The organism is Streptomyces sp. SudanB5_2050 (genome assembly GCF_964272335.1).
In the GTDB taxonomy this organism is placed as follows: Bacteria; Actinomycetota; Actinomycetes; order Streptomycetales; family Streptomycetaceae; genus Streptomyces; species Streptomyces rochei.
Window position 1 is genome coordinate 65773 of the sequence record NZ_OZ186760.1, and the last position, 17075, is coordinate 82847.

16 protein-coding genes and 2 pseudogenes are annotated in these 17075 nt (G+C 69.7%); 7 read left to right on the forward strand and 11 right to left on the reverse strand.

Annotated features, from left to right (window positions below; translation table 11 throughout):
• Positions 1-128: 128 nt before the first annotated feature.
• Positions 129-683, reverse strand: coding sequence for a hypothetical protein (locus ACFZP7_RS00345; RefSeq protein ID WP_385638267.1), 555 nt, complete (start codon positions 681-683; stop codon positions 129-131).
• A 205-nt stretch (positions 684-888) separates the two neighbouring features.
• Positions 889-1848 carry a zinc-binding alcohol dehydrogenase family protein gene (locus tag ACFZP7_RS00350; RefSeq protein WP_385633454.1) on the reverse strand — a complete coding sequence of 320 codons (960 nt, stop codon included), beginning with the start codon at positions 1846-1848 and terminating at the stop codon, positions 889-891.
• Positions 1849-1992: 144 nt separating this feature from the next.
• Between ACFZP7_RS00350 and ACFZP7_RS00355 the strand changes: the two genes are divergently transcribed.
• Positions 1993-2613 (forward strand): TetR/AcrR family transcriptional regulator, encoded by a 621-nt coding sequence (locus ACFZP7_RS00355; RefSeq protein ID WP_385633456.1) that lies wholly within the window; start codon positions 1993-1995, stop codon positions 2611-2613.
• Positions 2614-2735: 122 nt separating this feature from the next.
• Here ACFZP7_RS00355 and ACFZP7_RS00360 read toward each other — a convergent pair.
• Positions 2736-3200: pseudogene (locus tag ACFZP7_RS00360) on the reverse strand (SDR family NAD(P)-dependent oxidoreductase); the annotation flags it as partial.
• A 208-nt stretch (positions 3201-3408) separates the two neighbouring features.
• Positions 3409-4014, reverse strand: coding sequence for a TetR/AcrR family transcriptional regulator (locus ACFZP7_RS00365; RefSeq protein ID WP_385633458.1), 606 nt, complete (start codon positions 4012-4014; stop codon positions 3409-3411).
• 113 nt (positions 4015-4127) lie between these two features.
• Here ACFZP7_RS00365 and ACFZP7_RS00370 point away from each other — a divergent pair, with 113 nt between their 5' ends.
• From ACFZP7_RS00370 to ACFZP7_RS00380, 3 genes are all read left to right on the forward strand, one after another.
• On the forward strand, positions 4128-6332 hold the full coding sequence (locus ACFZP7_RS00370; protein ID WP_385633460.1) for an MMPL family transporter: 2205 nt from the start codon (positions 4128-4130) through the stop codon (positions 6330-6332).
• Positions 6333-7115: 783 nt separating this feature from the next.
• Positions 7116-7688, forward strand: coding sequence for a TetR/AcrR family transcriptional regulator (locus ACFZP7_RS00375; protein ID WP_385633462.1), 573 nt, complete (start codon positions 7116-7118; stop codon positions 7686-7688).
• A 155-nt stretch (positions 7689-7843) separates the two neighbouring features.
• On the forward strand, positions 7844-8740 hold the full coding sequence (locus tag ACFZP7_RS00380; protein ID WP_385633463.1) for an SDR family NAD(P)-dependent oxidoreductase: 897 nt from the start codon (positions 7844-7846) through the stop codon (positions 8738-8740).
• A gap of 87 nt (positions 8741-8827) precedes the next feature.
• Here ACFZP7_RS00380 and ACFZP7_RS00385 read toward each other — a convergent pair whose 3' ends face one another.
• The 7 genes and pseudogenes from ACFZP7_RS00385 to ACFZP7_RS00415 all read right to left on the reverse strand — a co-directional run bounded on the left by ACFZP7_RS00385 (position 8828) and on the right by ACFZP7_RS00415 (position 14558).
• Entirely contained in the window at positions 8828-9331 is a 504-nt protein-coding gene (locus ACFZP7_RS00385) for a MarR family winged helix-turn-helix transcriptional regulator (protein WP_385633464.1), read from the reverse strand.
• A 403-nt stretch (positions 9332-9734) separates the two neighbouring features.
• Positions 9735-10265 (reverse strand): annotated as a pseudogene (gene tpg, locus ACFZP7_RS00390) (telomere-protecting terminal protein Tpg).
• A 218-nt stretch (positions 10266-10483) separates the two neighbouring features.
• Positions 10484-11521 (reverse strand): TIGR03571 family LLM class oxidoreductase, encoded by a 1038-nt coding sequence (locus ACFZP7_RS00395; protein WP_385633465.1) that lies wholly within the window; start codon positions 11519-11521, stop codon positions 10484-10486.
• A gap of 146 nt (positions 11522-11667) precedes the next feature.
• Positions 11668-12501: an aldo/keto reductase gene (locus ACFZP7_RS00400; RefSeq protein ID WP_175462668.1), complete on the reverse strand. Its 834-nt coding sequence runs from the start codon at positions 12499-12501 to the stop codon at positions 11668-11670.
• A 24-nt stretch (positions 12502-12525) separates the two neighbouring features.
• Entirely contained in the window at positions 12526-12894 is a 369-nt protein-coding gene (locus ACFZP7_RS00405) for a nuclear transport factor 2 family protein (RefSeq protein ID WP_385633466.1), read from the reverse strand.
• Entirely contained in the window at positions 12891-13313 is a 423-nt protein-coding gene (locus ACFZP7_RS00410; protein ID WP_385633467.1) for a heme-binding protein, read from the reverse strand. The genes ACFZP7_RS00405 and ACFZP7_RS00410 overlap by 4 nt, the downstream gene beginning before the upstream one ends.
• A gap of 39 nt (positions 13314-13352) precedes the next feature.
• The gene (locus ACFZP7_RS00415; RefSeq protein ID WP_270890069.1) at positions 13353-14558 is read right to left on the reverse strand and encodes an MFS transporter; all 1206 of its coding nucleotides are present in this window, start codon (positions 14556-14558) and stop codon (positions 13353-13355) included.
• Between the two features lie 147 nt (positions 14559-14705).
• Between ACFZP7_RS00415 and ACFZP7_RS00420 the strand changes: the two genes are divergently transcribed.
• From ACFZP7_RS00420 to ACFZP7_RS00430, 3 genes are all read left to right on the forward strand, one after another.
• Entirely contained in the window at positions 14706-15173 is a 468-nt protein-coding gene (locus tag ACFZP7_RS00420) for a MarR family winged helix-turn-helix transcriptional regulator (RefSeq protein WP_127440754.1), read from the forward strand.
• Positions 15170-16099, forward strand: a complete 930-nt coding sequence (locus tag ACFZP7_RS00425) for an NADP-dependent oxidoreductase (protein ID WP_385633468.1) — start codon at positions 15170-15172, stop codon at positions 16097-16099. Before ACFZP7_RS00420 ends, ACFZP7_RS00425 begins: the two co-directional genes overlap by 4 nt.
• A 330-nt stretch (positions 16100-16429) precedes the next feature.
• A complete protein-coding gene (locus tag ACFZP7_RS00430) occupies positions 16430-17002 on the forward strand; it encodes a TetR family transcriptional regulator C-terminal domain-containing protein (RefSeq protein WP_385633469.1) in 573 nt (190 codons plus the stop codon).
• The last annotated feature ends 73 nt before the right edge of the window (positions 17003-17075 follow it).

Sequence of the window (17075 nt, forward strand, 5' to 3'; positions counted from 1 at the left end):
GATTGACGATCCATCGTGTCCTCTGCCCGGACCGGTCGGATAGCAGCGGTAAGGGCTTCGGTTGCCTCAGGGGCGTCCTGATGATCACCGGTGGCCGTGCCTGTCCCCGGACCAGCCTGCCAACACGATCACGATCCGCGGGGGAAGTGAGGCCCGGCCCAACCGGTGGCGGCCACTACCTCCCGCGCGATGTCAGCGACGAGCCGTCCGTCCGTCGCCACTCGCACGGTCTCTGCGGGGGCCCGCTGATCCAGGAGCCGCGCCTTGCGGATACTTCCTGCCAGCTCGCGTTCTAGCTCTGAGCCGAGTTCTCGGCTCATCAGCCGCTCGCGGGCGGTGGCGTCGGAGGCGGTGAGCAGGACTCGTATGATCCCCACTCCGGCCCCCATGGCACGCTCGAACATGCCCGTCGCTTCCGGCAGCACGCTCATGGTGTTCGTATAGATCAGGCGTCGGTAGCCACGCTGGGCGAAGTTCGCCCACACGGCAGTCAGGTTGCTTTCGGTGATCTCCGCGCGGTGAGGGTCTCCCTCTGGCGCCGGATGCGCCTGCCCCATGAAGTCACCGTCGATGATCGCGTGAGCGACCGCCTCGGTACGCAGCAACGCGGAAACCTCCCACCCCACCGTCGTCTTGCCGACACCAGCTCGTCCTCCGATGAGCAGTACTTCTGCGTGATCCATGGTGGCAGCGTGCCAGCGGGCGACCACCTCAAGCGATCCGATATCGATCCGGCCACCCGATCCCAGCCACGCCCACAAGGTCACGATCTACGACTGGAGTACTGGAGCGTGTCTGCAAGCGCCGTCTCGCACTGGAAAGAGTCTGCCGATGGGCAGACTGCTGATACTCCAGGCTCCCGCCGTACCCGAGCCGGCGGCAGGTGTGTTACAGGAGGATGACGGCGCGTTCGCCGGGTGCGTCCTGGTGGGCCCACGCCGCCTCGACCTGGTCGAGCGGGAAGGGGTTCGGGCGTACGGCCATGCCGCCTGCGGCGATCGCGGCGACGAGCTCGGTGAACTCCCGTTGCATGACGTCCATGGGGACCGCTCCGATACCGCTGCCCAGGACGCGGAACGCGTTGGAGCGCATGGCGTGTCCGGACAGCGTGATGGTGTCTCCGCCCATGCCGCCGATCTGCACCCAGTCGAGCAGGCGGGTGTGCTGGGTGCGCGCCCCGAGGACGGCGCGCATGGCGAGTTCGGTGGGAGGTCCCCATACGTAGTCGAGGACCACGTCGACCTCTGCGGCGGCTTCGGCGAGCGCGGCCGCGGTGGCGTCCTGGTCGGGGGTGAGTCGGACGACGTCGTCCGCGCCTTCGGCGGTGAGTTCGTCGAGGCGGCCGCGGTTGCGCCCGGCGGCGATCACCCGCTCGGCGCCAAGATGCTTGGCGACCTTGACGGCCATCGATCCGGCGTTGCCGGTCGCGCCGTGCACCAGGACCGACTGCCCGGCCCGAAAAGGCACCCGGGTGCGCAGCGCGGCCCACGAAGACAGGGCCGGGTTCATGGTGGCGACCAGGAGCGCGGGGTCGGTTCCGTCCGGGACGGGGATGGCGGTGGCCGGGTCGATTGCGATGCGCTCGGCCAGAGAGCCCGCGCCCATCGGCATGACGAAAGCGAGGCTGCCGTCGGCCCGGCGGACCACGGCGTCGGCGCCGGCCAGGGCAGGCAGTGTCTTGGGGCTGGTGTAGTGCTTGCCTGCGGCGATTCCCTTGGTGGCACGGTGCACGCCGACGGCCAGGACATCCACCACTTCCTGACCCGGGTCGGCCTCCGGCGCGGGGATGGAGCGGATGTGCGGCGGCTCGTCGAATGACTCCACGAGCGCGGCATTGATCATGGGCATGCGCGTTTCCCTTGCTTGACGCATGACCCCGTTAAGATACGGAGCCGTTTTCTATTACCCCGAGCGTACGGCTGCAAGTTAAGATACGCAAGCGGATCCAATCGCATCGCCACATCCTGTGAGAGTCGACATACGGGGGTACCAGTGAGTGAGCGGCACGGAGAGGGCACCCCCACCCGGCGCAGGGGCGCCGCCCTGGAGAACGCGATCACCGATGCCGCCTGGGACGTACTCGTCGAGCACGGCTACAACGGCTTCACCTACGAGGCCGTCGCAGCCCGCGCCGGAACCAGCAAGCCGGTGCTCTACCGGCGCTGGCCGCAGCGCGAGGACCTTCTCATCGCCACACTCACTCGGTACTGGCGCCCCCTCGGCATCCCCGACACCGGCAGCCTGCGTCAAGACGCCCTCACCCTCCTGCGTACGGTGAACGCCGAGCGGGGCCGCACGGTGATACTCCTCCGCATCCATCTGGCGGACTACTTCCGCGAGACGGGCACCGACTTCAACGATCTGCGCAGCCGCCTCCTCCCTGCGGACCGGACGCCGCCCTTCGTGCAGCTCGTCGACCGGGCCGCCGCGCGCGGTGAACTCACGGATGTGCCGCGCTCCGCACGTGTGGTGAACCTGCCCTTCGACTTGGTGCGCCACGACATGCTGATGACCATGGGCCCGGTGCCGGACGAGTCGATCGTCGAAATCGTGGACACGGTGTGGCTGCCCCTGCTCGGCCTGTCACCCCACGCCACGCACGCAGGGCACTGAGCCCGCCCGTGCGACGTTCCTCACCCTGGAGCGTCAACGCTGAAGACACCCCGGCCACGGTCGGACGCGTACCTCGTCCAGGCCGAGGGTGGGCCTCGGCGGGCGGCGTTGGGCTGTCTTGCTCAGGCGCCGGCGCCGCCGTCGACCGGCAGGATCGCGCCGGTCACGTACGAGGCGCGGTCGCTGAGCAGCCATGCGGCCGCCTCGGCGATCTGCCGGGGCTCGCCCGTCCGACCGAGCGGGATCGACTTGGTCATCTGCTCGACGATGCCGGGGGTCGCCGCCTCCCAGGTGTCGATCATCTCCGTGGCGGTGCCCCCGGGGGTGATGCCGTTGACCCGGATACGGTCACCGGCCCAGTTCACCGCGGCGGTCTCGGTGAGGCTGTTGAGCGCGCGCTTCATGGCGCCGTAGGCGGGCGGCGCCGGGTTCGCGCGGCGGCTGCCGATGCTGGAGGTGTTGACGATCGCCCCGCCGCCGTTCTTCCGCATGAGAGCGGCCTCGGCGTTCATGGCGGTCCAGTGCGCGCGGAAGTTCACGGCGAACTGCTCGTCGATGTCCTCGTCGCTGGTGGTGTGGACGGTCCCCGGCGACCAGCAGTGCGTCCACGGAACGCGCGGTGAGGACCTGGACTGTTCCTCCTGACCGGTCCGCAGCACCTCGACGAGCAGTCCGGGCTCCGCCGCCGTGAACGACTCACCCCCGACCGTCGTCGCCAGGCGCAGCTGCTGGTCAGCGCGTACACCACGGCGGTGGACACGGTCCGCCGAGCGGCGGTGGGCTCGGCCGTCGGCCTCAGTCGTGGGTGGCTCTGGCCGCGTCGATGAGGGCGCGCAGGCAGGCAATCACGTGGTCGTGCAGCTCCGGTCTGTCGCGGAACTGGTGGGCGATGCCGATGTATTGGGCGAGTGCGGCGCCGACGGCGGCGGCGAGGACGGCGCTGAGGGGTTCGTCGACCGCCAGGCCGGTTTCCGCGCCGAGTCGGGCCGAGGCGACCTGGACGACGTCGGTCAGCTGGCTGCTGCTGAGTGCCTGAAGGCCGGGGTTGGCTTCGTTCATGGCCTTGGTGAGTGCCATGAGTTCCGCGTCGTTGAACTCCGCTTCCGCTGCGAGCCAGATGTTCACCACGTCGAGGAAGCCGGCCTCGGGGTGCTGTTCGACGGCGTCGGTGAGCCGGGAGGCGACCTCGTTGGCCACGCTCAGCGCGATGTCGTGCTTGGAGGGGAAGTACTGCTGCACAGTGCGCGGTGCGACGTCGGCGGCGCGTGCGATGTCGGCGATGGTCGTGCCGTCATAGCCGTGCTCGGCGAACAGGCGCATGCCGGAGCGGCGGATCGCTTCACGGCGCTTCGCCTTGACGCGTTCACGGTGCGACCCCGATGTCGTCCCAGGTGCGGTCATATCGGAAGCCTAACATGGGGCGCGAATCTGCGTTCTAACGCAAAAATGCTACGGTTGGCAGGTATCTCGGGGGTCCGCTCGCCGATCCGGCCTGTTCCAAGGAGTTCGTGGCTGTGTCCACCTACCTGTACCGACTGTCCCGGTGGTGTTTCCGGCATCGCTGGGCGACCCTGGCGTCCTGGGTCCTGATCGTGACCGTGGCCGTCCTGGGCGCTCAGGCCGCCGGCGGCAGGACCGATGACAATTTCTCCATCCCCGGCACCGAGTCCCAGCAGGCCGTGAGCGTGCTGAAGGACAAGCTCCCGGCCGCCTCCGGCGCCTCCACCCAGGTAGTCTTCGCCGCCCCCGACGGGCAGGACATCACCGACGCGACCCGTCAGAAGGCGATCACTCAGGCCATCAGGGACCTGGGCGCCCTGCCCCAGGTAACGCGGGTCGGCAACCCGTTCGAGACGAACCTCGTCTCACCGGACAAGCGGATCGCACTGGCCACCGTCACCTATGACACAGCCGCCGGGGACGTCGAGGAGGCCACCGTCGACAAGCTGGAGCCGGCCACCGCCGCAGCCGAGGACGCCGACGTGAAGGTGGCGTTCTCCGGCGACGTCTACCCCCACGACGAGGCGGGCGTGAACTCCGAGGCGGTCGGCATGGTCGTCGCCCTCCTCGTTCTGCTGGTCACCTTCGGCTCGCTTGTGGCGGGCGGTATGCCCCTGGTCACCGCCCTGTTCGGCGTGGTCATCTCGATGATGAGCCTCACCATGCTCGCCGCCGTCTTCGACATCGCCTCGGCCGCCACCTCGGTGGCCACCATGCTCGGCTTGTCCTGTGGCATCGACTACGCCCTGTTCATCGTCTCGCGCCACCGTGCCAACCTGCAGGCGGGCCACAGTCCTGAAGAGGCGGCCGGCCGAGCCGCGGGCACCGCCGGAAGCTCGGTGCTGTTCGCGGGCCTGAGCGTCATCATCGCCCTGTGCGGTCTGACGGTCGTCGGTATCCCGTTCCTGAACGTCATGGGCCTGGCCGCCGCCGGCACGGTCGCCATCGGCCTGCTGATCGCCCTGACCCTGCTGCCCGCCTTCCTCGGCTTCGCCGGTGAACGGATGGGCCGCTTCTCCCGCCTCCCCGGCCTGCGCCGTGCCCGCCCGGCGACCGAGACCGCTGTCCACGCGCCCGAGAAACTGACCGGTACCCGCTGGGCGAAGTGGGTCGTACGCCGTCGCGTCCCCGTCCTGGTCGTCGGCGTTCTGGGCCTGGGGCTGATGGCGGTCCCGGCCGCGAGCATGGACCTCGGGCTGCCCGGCGCGGACGCCCGCCCCACCTCCGACACCTCCCGCCAGGCGTACGACCTGACGACGGAGCACTTCGGCCCCGGCTACAACGGCACCCTGACCATCGTCGCCGAGAACGTCGGTCAGCCCGCTCAGGCGCAGGCCATCGGCTCCGCCCTGAGGAAGCTCGACGGCGTCGCGTCGGCCGACCCGGCCGCTGTCGTCAACGGCATTGCGGTGATCAACGTCGTGCCCACCACCGGCCCCAGCGACTCCGCCACCTCCGACTTGGTCCACGACATCCGCGACCGCCGCACCGAGCTGGCCGCGGGAACCGGCGCCCACCTCCTGGTCGGCGGCGCCACCGCCACCCACATCGACATCGCGACCAAGCTGGGCGACGCCCTTCCGGTCTTCCTGCTCGTCGTCGTCGGACTCGCCTTCGTCCTGCTGACGTTCGCCTTCCGCACCATCCTCGTGCCGCTGAAGTCGATCGTGGGGTTCCTGCTCTCCACCGGCGCCGCCTTCGGCGCCCAGGTCGCCGTCTTCCAATGGGGCTGGCTCAAGGACGCGCTCGGCATCACCCCCTCCCAGACCCTGTGCTTCCTGCCGATCATCCTGCTGGCCATCATGTTCGGCCTGTCCAGTGACTACGAGATCTTCGTGGTCTCCCGCGTCAAGGAGCACTACACCCGGCACGGCGACGCCCGCGCCGCCGCCGTGACCGGCACCGGACTGTCCACCCGCGTGGTCACCGCCGCCGCCCTGATCATGGTGTCCATCTTCGTCGCCGTCATGACCGAGACCGACCCGGTCGTCAAGGCCCTCGGCTTCAGCTTCGCCATCGGCGTCTTCCTCGACGCCTTCGTCGTCCGCCTCGCCCTGGTACCCGCCTTCATGGCACTCGTGGGCAGCAGGATCTGGCACCACCCCGAGTGGTACGGCCGCCTCGTCCCCGACCCCGACATCGAAGGCGAAAAGCTCGAAGAGCGCCTCGGCCGCCCCAGCACCCGCCGCCCCGGACAGCCCGCCCCCGCAGACGCCTGACCCCACGCCGGAACCACGACAAGACCGCGGGGCCCGTCGAGCCCACGCGCTCGGTGGGCACCCCCGTTCGGCCTGGCTCCGCGTCATCGTCCTCGGCGTCCTCAGCGACAACGCCTCGCCCGCCAGGCCGACCGCGCTGCTCGAGGCGATGCTGACTGATCGTTGCCGAATGCCGTGCGGCGGCTCGGAACGTGCTTGTCAGGCGTCGGGACGGTGAAGGCGCGCGAACTCGGTGTCCCGAGCGGGCCGGTGAGCACCCAGGTCGTGCCGCTGATGCAGCGACGGCAGGGTTCGTCCCACCACGCGCGGCCGGAGCAACGTCGACCAGCGCCGCCGCGACATGCGCGGCACACCTGGCGCGACTGGCACCACCACGTCACCCTCGTCACCGCCGCCCAGGCCGTCCTCCCCCTCAGGCGGACCCCTCGGGCAGAAGCCCGGTCTGTACCTGCAGACCTCATATCGGCGGGGCCGCGCTCGGCGGCTGGACGAGGAGGTCTTCCAGGAAGTCGCCTATCCCGGCTTCCTGCTGCACCAGATCCTCGACATGTGCAAGGAGAACGTTCAGCTCTCTCGCGCAGGATGGCAACGAACGATTACCTGCCCGGCAGACCCAGAGCCGGATTCATGCGGCCGACCCAAGACGGCCCACAGGCTCGGTAAGGCGGGTAGGCACCCGAGGACACGTCCTCAGGTTGAGGCTGGATGCAAGTGCCCGACCTCGGTGCAGCTTCGGTTGGCCTCGGCTCCGGCCGGGGCCTGCTGGCTGCTTATGCTGGGGCGGTGACACCGAAGGCGGGGCAGGAGACGGAGCTGCGGGCGGATGCGGTGCGCAATCGCGCCCGGATCCTGCGGATCGCCCGTGAGCGACTGGCCGCTGGTGACACGTCACTGCAGCTGAACGCCATCGCCCGGCTTGCCGGGGTGGGTGTCGGGACGGTCTACCGGCACTTTCCCAACCGCCACGCGCTGGTCGAGGCGCTCTCGACGGAACGCTTCCGGGAACTGATCGCAGAGGCGCAGGCGGCGGTCGCCGCCGACGACCCGCGCGCGGGCCTGCACCGTCTGCTGCGCTTCGCGCTGGACCGCATGCTCGACGATTCGGACTTCGCGGCCGTGCTGGAATCTGCAGCCGACGCCAGTGCGCAGACCTCGGACATGAGGGCCGAGCTCGACCAGGCGGTCACCGGACTGTTGGACCGCGCCCGTCTGAGTGGCGCGATCCGAGACGGTGTCGATGCCGAGGACGTGCGCCGCTTGCTGTGCGGTGTGCACCATGCGGTGCACACCGGGGGCGGTGCACGCCGGAACCTCTACCTGGACGTTCTGCTGGAGGGTCTGCGCCCGCCGCGCTGACGGCGGCGCACCTCGTCTCCTGCCCGTGTCAGTCCGGCGGTCCGTCGGGCTGTTCGTCTTCCCCGCACCAACCGGATAGCTATCCGATTGTGTTAGCGTGCGCCCATCGAAACGGATAACTATCCACTTGATGTGCGGCAGTGAGGGGCGGGGTCATGAGCGAGCGGGCAGTGGTGACGGCGGGGACCGGAGGCATCGGCCTGGAGACCGCGAAGGGACTCGCGCGGCAGGGGTACGCCGTGACGGTGGTCGGCCGCAACGCCGAGCGCGGCACGAGTGCCATCAAGGAGATCGCGGCAGCCGCGACCGGAGCCGCACCGCAATTCGTGACCGCCGACCTCGCATCGCTCGACCAGGTGCGCGCGCTCGCTGCGCACCTGGCAGCCGAAGGTCCGCTGAAGGTGCTGGTCAACAACGTCGGTGCGATGTTCACCCAACGCCGCCAGACCGTCGACGGCATCGAGTCGTCCTTCGCCGTCAACCACCTCTCGCCGTATCTGCTGACCGAGCTGCTGCTCGACCGGCTCCAGGCGGCCGCACCGAGCCGGATCGTCAACGTCACCTCCGCCGCCGTCAAGGCCGCCAGGCGCACCTTCGACGCTGTGGAACCGCCGGGCGGCTACTACGGCTTCCACTGGTACGGCCGAGCCAAGCTCGCCAACCTCGCCTACACCCTTCACCTGGCCGAACGCCTCCGCGGTACCGGCGTCACCGTCTTCGCGGCCGACCCCGGCGGCGCCGCCACCAGCATGACCGACGGCACCATGACCTCACCGAAGATCGTCTCCCCGCCCCTGCGCCTGCTGTGGCCGCTGGTGCGCCGGACCTTCACACGCGCCACCGCCGGCCCCGCGTCGGCGGCCGCCTCGCCGTCGGTCTTCGCGGCCACCGATGGCTCACTCGAGGGGCAGACCGGCGTACTCATCGGGCCCGGGACCCGCCCGACCCCCGTTTTCCGTGCTGCCGACGACCCCCGGACCATCGCGAGGGTCCTTGAGCTCAGCCGGCGGCTGGCGCCCCTGGACGGTGGTCACGGCGTGCAACACAAGTGACATCCGCCCGCCCGGGACGACGCAACCCCCGATGATCACGCGGTGGCCGCACGCGTTCCCAGCCGGGTTCATCACCAGATCTCCAGATCAGAACGGCTTACCAGAAGCCCCGTTGCCCTCGACATTGGCCACCATCGTGCGAAGCACCTTGAGCGCGGCCACGTACTCATCGTCGCTGATGCCCTTGTGGACTACGGCGCGTACCTCGGTCGCCAGCTCACGGAGCCGCGCTCTGGCGGCCTCCCCGGCATCCGTGAGGTGCAGGCGCTGCCCGTCGTCGATCCGCAGCCATTCGCGGTGGAGCAGCTGGTCGACGACCCTGGCGATCTCGTGCGGGCCGTCGGCAAGGTGCGTCAGCTGCGCGACGACCTCCTCGCGGCTCGGCGCCGCAGGGCCGCCGTTCACGCGGTTGAGTACCCAGTACTGCGGCTGCGTGACGTCGACCTTGGCCATCGCGTCACGCAGATACCGCGTGACGGTCGCATGGGCCAAGCCGCTCCAGTAGCCGATCGGTTGGGTGGCCAGCATGTCATCCGTCGCGGCCGGGTTCGCCGGCGCCTGGTCAGTGGTGGTGCCTATCAGCGATTCCATGATCGCGACGCTACATTCCCTCCGGCGCACTGAACCACCGGAATGCGCCATTCACTGCAACTCGTCCTGGATGTGCGTCGAAACGCCGACCACCGTCATCCTCAGGGGCGCCGCAGCCTTACACGGCACCATGCCACGACCCGACGTGGCGACTACCGAGGACCGCTCGCCCCGCAGCCAGCGGGTAGATCACGAAACCGTACTGGGGTACTGGCGCAGGGGAATGCCGTCCAGCCGGTCCTCACCACCGAGGGCCAGGGCGCTCCTGGCGCGACAACGACGGAACCCTGCTCGTCGTCCCCGCGCGCTCTCGTAGTTGGCGCACCGATGTCCCACTTGGCCACTTGCCGACTATGGCGCTCAGGACCGCCAACTCGAGGCCAGTTCCGGTGCGGGAGCCGGCCTACAACTCGATGTCGATGTGCTCCACGTCGGTGAACTCCACGTCAAGGCCGTGGGCGCGGGTGTTGTTGGCGCGGAAGTACATTTGGGCGAAGCCTTCGGCCGCGATCCGCTGGAGCTGCTGCTCGGTGGCGCCCTGTTCCTTCGGGGTGAAGAGGCGGTCAGCGAACTGCGGGGGCAGGGCCTGGGTGATGTCGCGGATGCGGGGGTCGTCGGTGGTGCCCCGGGCGGCGGTGAACCCGAACCGGGCGCGTGGAGACGATCAGACCGCCGGTGGAGGCCGCCTTCTGCTTCGCCTTTGCCCTGACCTGTGGTTGCCACCGCTTCTCGGCCTCGCGCTCCATGCGGCCTCGCAGGTCCTGGCGGGGCCGCGTGAGCTGTCCCTTGAGGTACCGCTCGACGATGTGCTGAGAGATCCCGAGGGCTTGGGCGACGGTCCTGGTGCCCTCTGTGCCTGAGGGCTCTGCGGAGGGCGGCGGGTGAACGCCGCCTCCAGAGCGCGGTCCAGGCTTTCCCCAATCGATTCGACAATCGTGGAATTGTGGCCCCGTTTGTGCCTTCGAGAGTTGCAGTATGTCGCCCGCAGGGCGAGCAGACCGCACCCCTACCTCGTCATGTCAGCGGTGCGTTCGGACGTCCTCTGCTGGTGGCACTCGTGACCTCGGCCCGCGATGGGGACCCCGGCTTGCCCAGGCCGGGTCCCACGAGCAGGCCGACCAGTCCCATCGCTGCCAGGACACTGGGAGGTGCTCAGGCCGACGCGGTGCTCGATGCAGAAGCCGCAGCGGAGGGGAAGTGTGGAAGCGCCGTCTCGGCGAGTTCCTGGAGGACCTCGTCCACCGGGCGGTCGCCGGGGCGGAGGTTGAAGGAGACGTGGGCGACGCCGAGTTCGCCCATCGCGCGCAGGTGCTCCACCAAGGCTTCACTGCCGGTGCGCAGGCCGAGGCGGATGGCGCTCGCCGGGGTGGCCGGGTCCTCCGTGAGGTCCAGTTGCATGGGCGTGAGGTACGGCTTCGGCGCCTCGGCCGTCAGCTCCTGCCACTCCCGCGTTCGGAGCTTCAGCGCCCCCAGCGGGCGGGGGTAGTTGAGGGATGCGTCCGCGTTCTCGGCGATCCACTCGGCGGACTGCTGGGCATGCCCGGCGATCGCAATGGGCACGGAGTGACCGGTCGGCTTGGGCAGAACGTCGAGGCGGCGGTCGGCGTCGAGACCGAGCTCCGGCAGGCTCATGCCCTCGTTTCCGGCGCGTGCCGCCCAGGCGGCGCGGAGCGTCTCCACACCAGTACGGAACGTGGCGCCGCGCGCGTGGAAGTCCTCGCCGAACAGCGGGTACTCGACCGGCCTGTCGCCGCTGGCCAGGCCCAGGACAAAGCGCCCGCCGGAGAGTACGTCGACGGTCGCGGCGGCCTTCGCGACGAGCAGTGGCTGCCGCAGCGGAAGAACGACGGCCGCGGTGCCGAGGACGGCGCGCTCGGTGACGGCGGCGAGGTGGCCGAGGTGCGTGAACGTCTCGAAGACCGAGCCGGCGTCACCGAACTGCTCGGGGTCGTACAGCGGCACGTCCCGTACCCACAGGGCCGCGAACCCCAACTGGTCAGCGAGCCGGGCGAGCTCGGTGTGGCGGGCCAGATCGGCGACGCCGAAGGGGCGGCCGTCGCCGGACGGGTCGGCGCGCAGGGCGCGCAGCCGGGCGCTGCCCCAGTCGTTGTCGAGGGGCAGTTCGAGGCCCAGGGTCGGCAGGCCCGTGGGACTCACGAGCCGGTCGAGGGCGGTAAGGGAGTCAGGCATCAGAGGGCACGGCTTTCGGGACTCGGTACGTCGGGAGTGCGGTGGGGACGGCGGGTGGCGGAGGAAGTACGTCGGGAGTATGTGAACGCGCTCGCGCGGGCGGGGCCTGCCATCCCGCCCGCGCGAGCCGGGGCAACCCGTCAGGCTCAGTTGAGCTGGTCGGGGTGGGGGCCGGTGCGCAGGTCGCGGTCGAGGCCGGCGATCGCGGTCATCTCGTCGTCGGTGAGGGTGAAGTCGAAGACGTCGAGGTTCTGCCGGATGCGCTCGGGCGTCACCGACTTGGGGATGACGATGTTGCCGAGCTGCAGGTGCCAGCGCAGCACGACCTGGGCCGGGGACTTGCCGTGCCGGCCGGCGACGCTCGTGATGGCCTCGTCCTTGAGGACGGCACCCTGGGCGAGCGGGCTCCACGCCTCGGTCGCGATGCCCAGCTCGGCGTGCACGGCGCGCAGTTCGCTCTGCTGCAGGCCCGGGTGCAGCTCGACCTGGTTGACGGCCGGAACGAGCTCGGCGCCGTCGATCAGCCGCTTCAGGTGGTCGGGCTGGAAGTTGGAGACGCCCGCGGTGCGGACCCGGCCGTCGGCGACGAGCTTCTCGATGGCCCTCCAGGTGTCCTTGTACAGGTCACGGGCCGGGGTGGGCCAGTGGATCAGGTACATGTCGACGTGGTCGAGGCCGAGCTTGGCCAGGCTGTCGTCGAAGGCGCGGAGCGTGGCGTCGTAGCCCTGGTCGGCGTTCCACAGCTTGGTGGTGATGAACAGGTCCTCGCGGGCGATCCCGGAGGTCGCGAGGGCCCTGCCGACGCCGGTCTCGTTGCCGTAGATCGCTGCGGTGTCGATGGAGCGGTAGCCGGCTTCCAGGGCCGAGGTGACGGCGGCGGTGGTTTCCTCGTCGGGGACCTGGAAGACGCCGAAGCCGAGCTGGGGGATCTCGACGCCGTTGTTGAGGGTGACCGTGGGGATGCTGCTGTTGGTTGCCATGGTGCGTGTGACCTTTCAGGTTGTTCAGGCGGTCGTGCGGATGGTGCCGGTCGTACGGGTGGTCAGGGTGTAGTGGACGGTCTGGGCGCTGATGAGTCCGTCGCGGAAGACGAATGTGTCGACGCCGTCGGTGACCTCGTGGGTGTCCGTGGTGGCGTTCCACTGCAGGAACAGCACGTCACCGGCGAACTGCGGGGCCAGCTGCCAGTCGGCGTCCGGCAGATCGGCGAGCAGGGCGCCGATGCCCCGCCGTACTCCCTCGCGTCCCGTGAGGGTGCCGTCGGGAGTGAGGAAGACGGCGTCCTCGGTGTAGTTCCGGCTGATCAGGTCGAGGTCGCCGGTGCCGAGCCGGTTGCCGTGGTCGGCGAAGACTTCCTGCGGAGTGCGGCTCATCGCGCGAGTGCGGCGGCGGCGAAGCCGTGGTCCTGCTCCGGGGCGCCGCCGCCGACACCGATCGCGCCGATCAGCCGGCCGTCGCGGTGGACGGGGATGCCGCCGGCGATGAAGAGCAGCGGCTTGTCGAGGGCGGTGGGCAGCGAGTGGAAGGGCCCGTCGGGCTTGACCAGGTCGACCAGGTCGGCGGTGGGTGCGTTCAGCTGCAGCGCGGTGTACGCCTTGCGGGTGCTGGTCTCGCCGGAGATCAGGACGGCCTGGTCGTCGCGGCGGAAGGCGAGCAGGTGGCCGCCGGCGTCGAGGACGGTGACGCTGACCGTGACTCCGGCGGCCTCCGCGGCGCGGCGGGCGGCGGTGATGAGGGTTTCGGCGTCCTGCGTGGTCAGCGGGCTGGGGGCAGTGTGGGGAGTGGTGCTCATGGAAGGTCCTTCTCGAAGGGGTTGCTGTGTGCGGGTGGGTCAGACCGTTGCCGGGGCCGGCTCGGCCGTCGCGGAACCGGTGACGGCGCGGCTCGCCCTACGGGTGCGCCGGTCGAGGTGGGCGGCGAGGAAGGCGAGCAGCAGGGCTGTGCCGGAGAGGATGGCGCCGACCCAGTTCGGGGCGGTGAAGCCGAGGCCCGCGGCGATCACGACACCGCCGAGCCAAGCGGCGAGGGCGTTGCCGAGGTTGAAGGCGCCGATGTTGGCGGCGGAGGCGAGGGTCGGTGCGGCGGAGGCCTGGTCGAGTACCCACTTCTGCAGCGGCGGTACGGTCGCGAAGCCGAGGGCGCCGATCAGGGAGAGGGTGATCGCGGCGAGGACCTTGTTGTGCGCGGTGGCCGTGAACAGGAGCAGGGCGGCGGTGAGAGCGGCCAGGGCGGTGAAGAGCATCGGCATCAGGGCGCGGTCGGCGAACTTGCCGCCGAGCAGGTTGCCCAGGAACATGCCGACGCCGAACAGGACGAGCAGCCAGGTCACCGCGCCTTCGGTGTAGCCGGCGACCTCGGTCATCATCGGCGTGATGTAGGTGATCGCGGCGAACACACCGCCGTATCCGAGGACCGTCATCGCCATTGCGAGCCAGACCTGGACGTTGCGGAAGGCGGCGAACTCACCGCGGACGCTCACCGACTCGGGCCGGCCGGTCTCGGGGACGAGCTTGGCCACGCCGAGGAGGCCGATCACACCGAGGGCGGCGACGATCGTGAAGGTGACGCGCCAGCCGGCGGCCTGTCCGATGTACGTGCCGCCGGGGACGCCGATGATGTTGGCCACGGTCAGCCCCATGAACATCAGGGAGATCGCCGATGCCTTCTTCTGCGGGGCGACGAGGTCGGCGGCGACGACGGAGCCGATGCCGAAGAACGCGCCGTGCGCGAGGGACGCGACGATCCGACCGGTCAGCATGAGGCCGAAGCTGGGGGCGGCGGCGGAGAGGGCGTTGCCGGCGATGAACAGGCCCATGAGGAACAGGAGCATCTTCTTGCGGGAGACCCGGGTGCCGAGCACGGTCAGCAGCGGGGCGCCGATCACGACGCCGAGCGCGTAACCGGAGACCAGCCAGCCGGCCGTCGGGATGGTGACGCCGAAGTCTCCTGCGACCTGGGGCAGCACGCCCATGATCACGAATTCGGTGGTGCCGATCCCGAAGGCCCCGATGGCGAGGGCCAGGAGCGCGAGTGGCATGGCGAGTACCTTCCGAGTGATTGTGCGCAGTGGTTACGCTACAGGACAATAATTGCAAGCGCGGTATAAATGCAAGCGGGGCTAACCCTCGCAGGCGTTAGCCCTCGTGTGCAACTATTGAAGGGACGGCCCGACGAAGGAGCCCCGATGACCGCCACCTCCCCCGCACTCACCGCCCTGGCCCACGGCTGGTGCGCTCTTTCCCTACTGCACGGCCGGATCGAGTCCCACCTGGAGCGCGCCCTCCAGACCGGACACGGCCTGAGCGTGCGCGAGTACTCCCTGCTCGACGTGCTCAGCCGCCAGCACGACGGAGAGGGCGGCCACCTGCAGATGAAGCAGGTCGCCGACGCCGTCGTCCTCAGCCAGAGCGCCACTACCCGCCTGGTCACGCGCCTCGAGGACCGCGGCCTGCTCCTGCGCTACCTGTGCCCCACCGACCGCCGGGGCATCTACACCAACGTCTCCGAGGAGGGCCTGAAGCTCCTCGAGGAGGCGCGTCCCACCAATGAGGCCGCGCTGCGCGAAGCCCTCGCCGAAGCCGCCGAGGACCCGCAGCTCGAGCCCCTCGTCCGCACGGTCGAGGCCATCCGCACGCCGGTGGTGGTGGCATGAAGGCCATCGCCCTGGACGGGTACGGCGGACGGGACGATCTGCGGTACACCGACCTGCCGGACCCGAAGGTCGCACCCGGCGAGGTCCTCATCCGTGTTCGGGCCGCCGGGGTCAACCCGGTCGACTGGAAGCACGCCGAAGGCCACCTCGACCCGATCATGAACACCCACTTTCCGCTGGTCCCGGGCTGGGACGTCGCCGGAGTCGTCGAACGGGTCGGCTTCGATGTCGAGGAGTACGCACCCGGCGACGAGGTCTTCGGCTACATCCGCAAGGACTCCGTGCAGCACGGCGCCTACGCCGAGCTGGTCTCCGCGCACGTCCGCATGCTCGCCCGCAAACCCGCGGCCCTCACCTGGGAACAGGCCGCGGCCGTGTCCCTGGCCGGACTCACCGCCTACCAGGCGGTCAAGCGGATCGGCGTGCACGCGGGCGACACCGTCCTGGTGCATGCCGCGGCGGGCGGGGTCGGCTCGTTCGGCGTGCAGATCGCCGTCTCGCTCGGCGCCCGCGTCATCGGCACGGCGAGTCCCGGCAACCACGCTTTCGTACGGGAGCTGGGCGCGGAACCTGTCACGTACGGCCCCGGCCTCGCCGACCGCGTGACCCGCCTGGCCCCGGACGGAATCGATGCCGCCCTCGACTTCGCCGGCGCGGACGCCGTGGACACCTCGCTGCACCTGCTGCGGCGTCCGGAACGCCTCGCGTCCATCGTCGACTCCGGTGCGGCCGACAGGGGCGGCCACTACGTGTGGGTGCGCCCCGACACGGCCGACCTCACGGCCCTCGCTGAACTGGCCGACCAGGGACAACTCACCGTGCACATCGAGCGGGCGCTCCCGCTTGCCGAGGCCGCAGAAGCCTGGCGCCTGAGCGCCGCGGGCCACACCCGCGGCAAACTCGTCCTGACCGTGGAGCAGGGCTGACGCGTGGCGGTTCCTGTGGTCTGTACGCATCCCGGCAGCGACCACAGGAACGCCGGCCGGCGAACCCGCCCATGGGTTCGATGATCTCCGGGTGGGTGTCGTCGGGGGCGTCGAAGCACGCGGCCTTCGTGGCGTCCGGGGCGACCATGCCCGCGGATCAATGTGCAGGTCTCGCCGAGGATGTCGTTCCCGGCATCCTTCCTGCGCTGCGACAGCGTGTCGATGCCGGAACAGGCGGCCCGCTGCGACCGATCTCCGGACCGTCCGACCGTCCGATTGACATGCAAGACGACCGTTCATATTCTCCCGTGTGGGAGAAAGGAAGTCCGGATGCCCAGGCCCAGCGTTCGTGAGCAGTTGATCGAGGCCGCCATGGAGTGTTTCCACGAGCGCGGCTTCAACGGCACAGGGATCCAGGACATCGCCCGCACTGCCGGTATCCCCAAGGGGTCGGTGTACAACCACTTCGAGAACAAGGAAGCTCTTGCCGGAGAGGTCATGGACCGCTACGCCGCCTCCCGCAGGCTGGAGATGCTGAGGGACGAGACCCTGGCGCCCGTGCCACGGCTACGCGCCCACTTCGAGTACCTCGCGGCGGATCTGGAGCGGTTCTCCTATGGGCGTGGATGCATGTTCGGGAACTTCGGGGCGGAGCTGTCGAACCAGACGGACACCATGCGCAGCAAGGTCGATACCCGGCTGAGCTCGTGGGCAGACGCCGTCACGCAGGTCCTGGAAGAAGCTCGTGCGGCCGGTGCCCTGATGACCCCCCTCTCCCCCGCCCAACTTGGGCAGTTTCTCGTAGACGGCTGGGAAGGCGCGGCGCTGCGGGCGAAGGTGACCCGAAGCAGGGCTCCCTTGGACGGCTTCTTCGGCGTCTTCGACTCGCTCGTCGTCCAGTGAGTTCAGTCGAGATCTAGTCTTGCGCCGCCCGGCGCCGTTCATTCTGCAGCAGCCACCGGGGGCATCCCGGGCT

Bases quoted from the DNA above. Each gene is read 5' to 3' on its own strand.
- ACFZP7_RS00345 (WP_385638267.1), bottom strand. From the start codon at position 683: ATGGATCACGCAGAAGTACTGCTCATCGGAGGACGAGCTGGTGTCGGC.
- ACFZP7_RS00350 (WP_385633454.1), bottom strand. From the start codon at position 1,848: ATGCCCATGATCAATGCCGCGCTCGTGGAGTCATTCGACGAGCCGCCG.
- ACFZP7_RS00365 (WP_385633458.1), bottom strand. From the start codon at position 4,014: ATGACCGCACCTGGGACGACATCGGGGTCGCACCGTGAACGCGTCAAG.
- ACFZP7_RS00380 (WP_385633463.1), top strand. From the start codon at position 7,844: ATGAGCGAGCGGGCAGTGGTGACGGCGGGGACCGGAGGCATCGGCCTG.
- ACFZP7_RS00385 (WP_385633464.1), bottom strand. From the start codon at position 9,331: ATGGAATCGCTGATAGGCACCACCACTGACCAGGCGCCGGCGAACCCG.
- ACFZP7_RS00395 (WP_385633465.1), bottom strand. From the start codon at position 11,521: ATGCCTGACTCCCTTACCGCCCTCGACCGGCTCGTGAGTCCCACGGGC.
- ACFZP7_RS00400 (WP_175462668.1), bottom strand. From the start codon at position 12,501: ATGGCAACCAACAGCAGCATCCCCACGGTCACCCTCAACAACGGCGTC.
- ACFZP7_RS00405 (WP_385633466.1), bottom strand. From the start codon at position 12,894: ATGAGCCGCACTCCGCAGGAAGTCTTCGCCGACCACGGCAACCGGCTC.
- ACFZP7_RS00410 (WP_385633467.1), bottom strand. From the start codon at position 13,313: ATGAGCACCACTCCCCACACTGCCCCCAGCCCGCTGACCACGCAGGAC.
- ACFZP7_RS00415 (WP_270890069.1), bottom strand. From the start codon at position 14,558: ATGCCACTCGCGCTCCTGGCCCTCGCCATCGGGGCCTTCGGGATCGGC.
- ACFZP7_RS00420 (WP_127440754.1), top strand. From the start codon at position 14,706: ATGACCGCCACCTCCCCCGCACTCACCGCCCTGGCCCACGGCTGGTGC.
- ACFZP7_RS00425 (WP_385633468.1), top strand. From the start codon at position 15,170: ATGAAGGCCATCGCCCTGGACGGGTACGGCGGACGGGACGATCTGCGG.
- ACFZP7_RS00430 (WP_385633469.1), top strand. From the start codon at position 16,430: ATGCCCAGGCCCAGCGTTCGTGAGCAGTTGATCGAGGCCGCCATGGAG.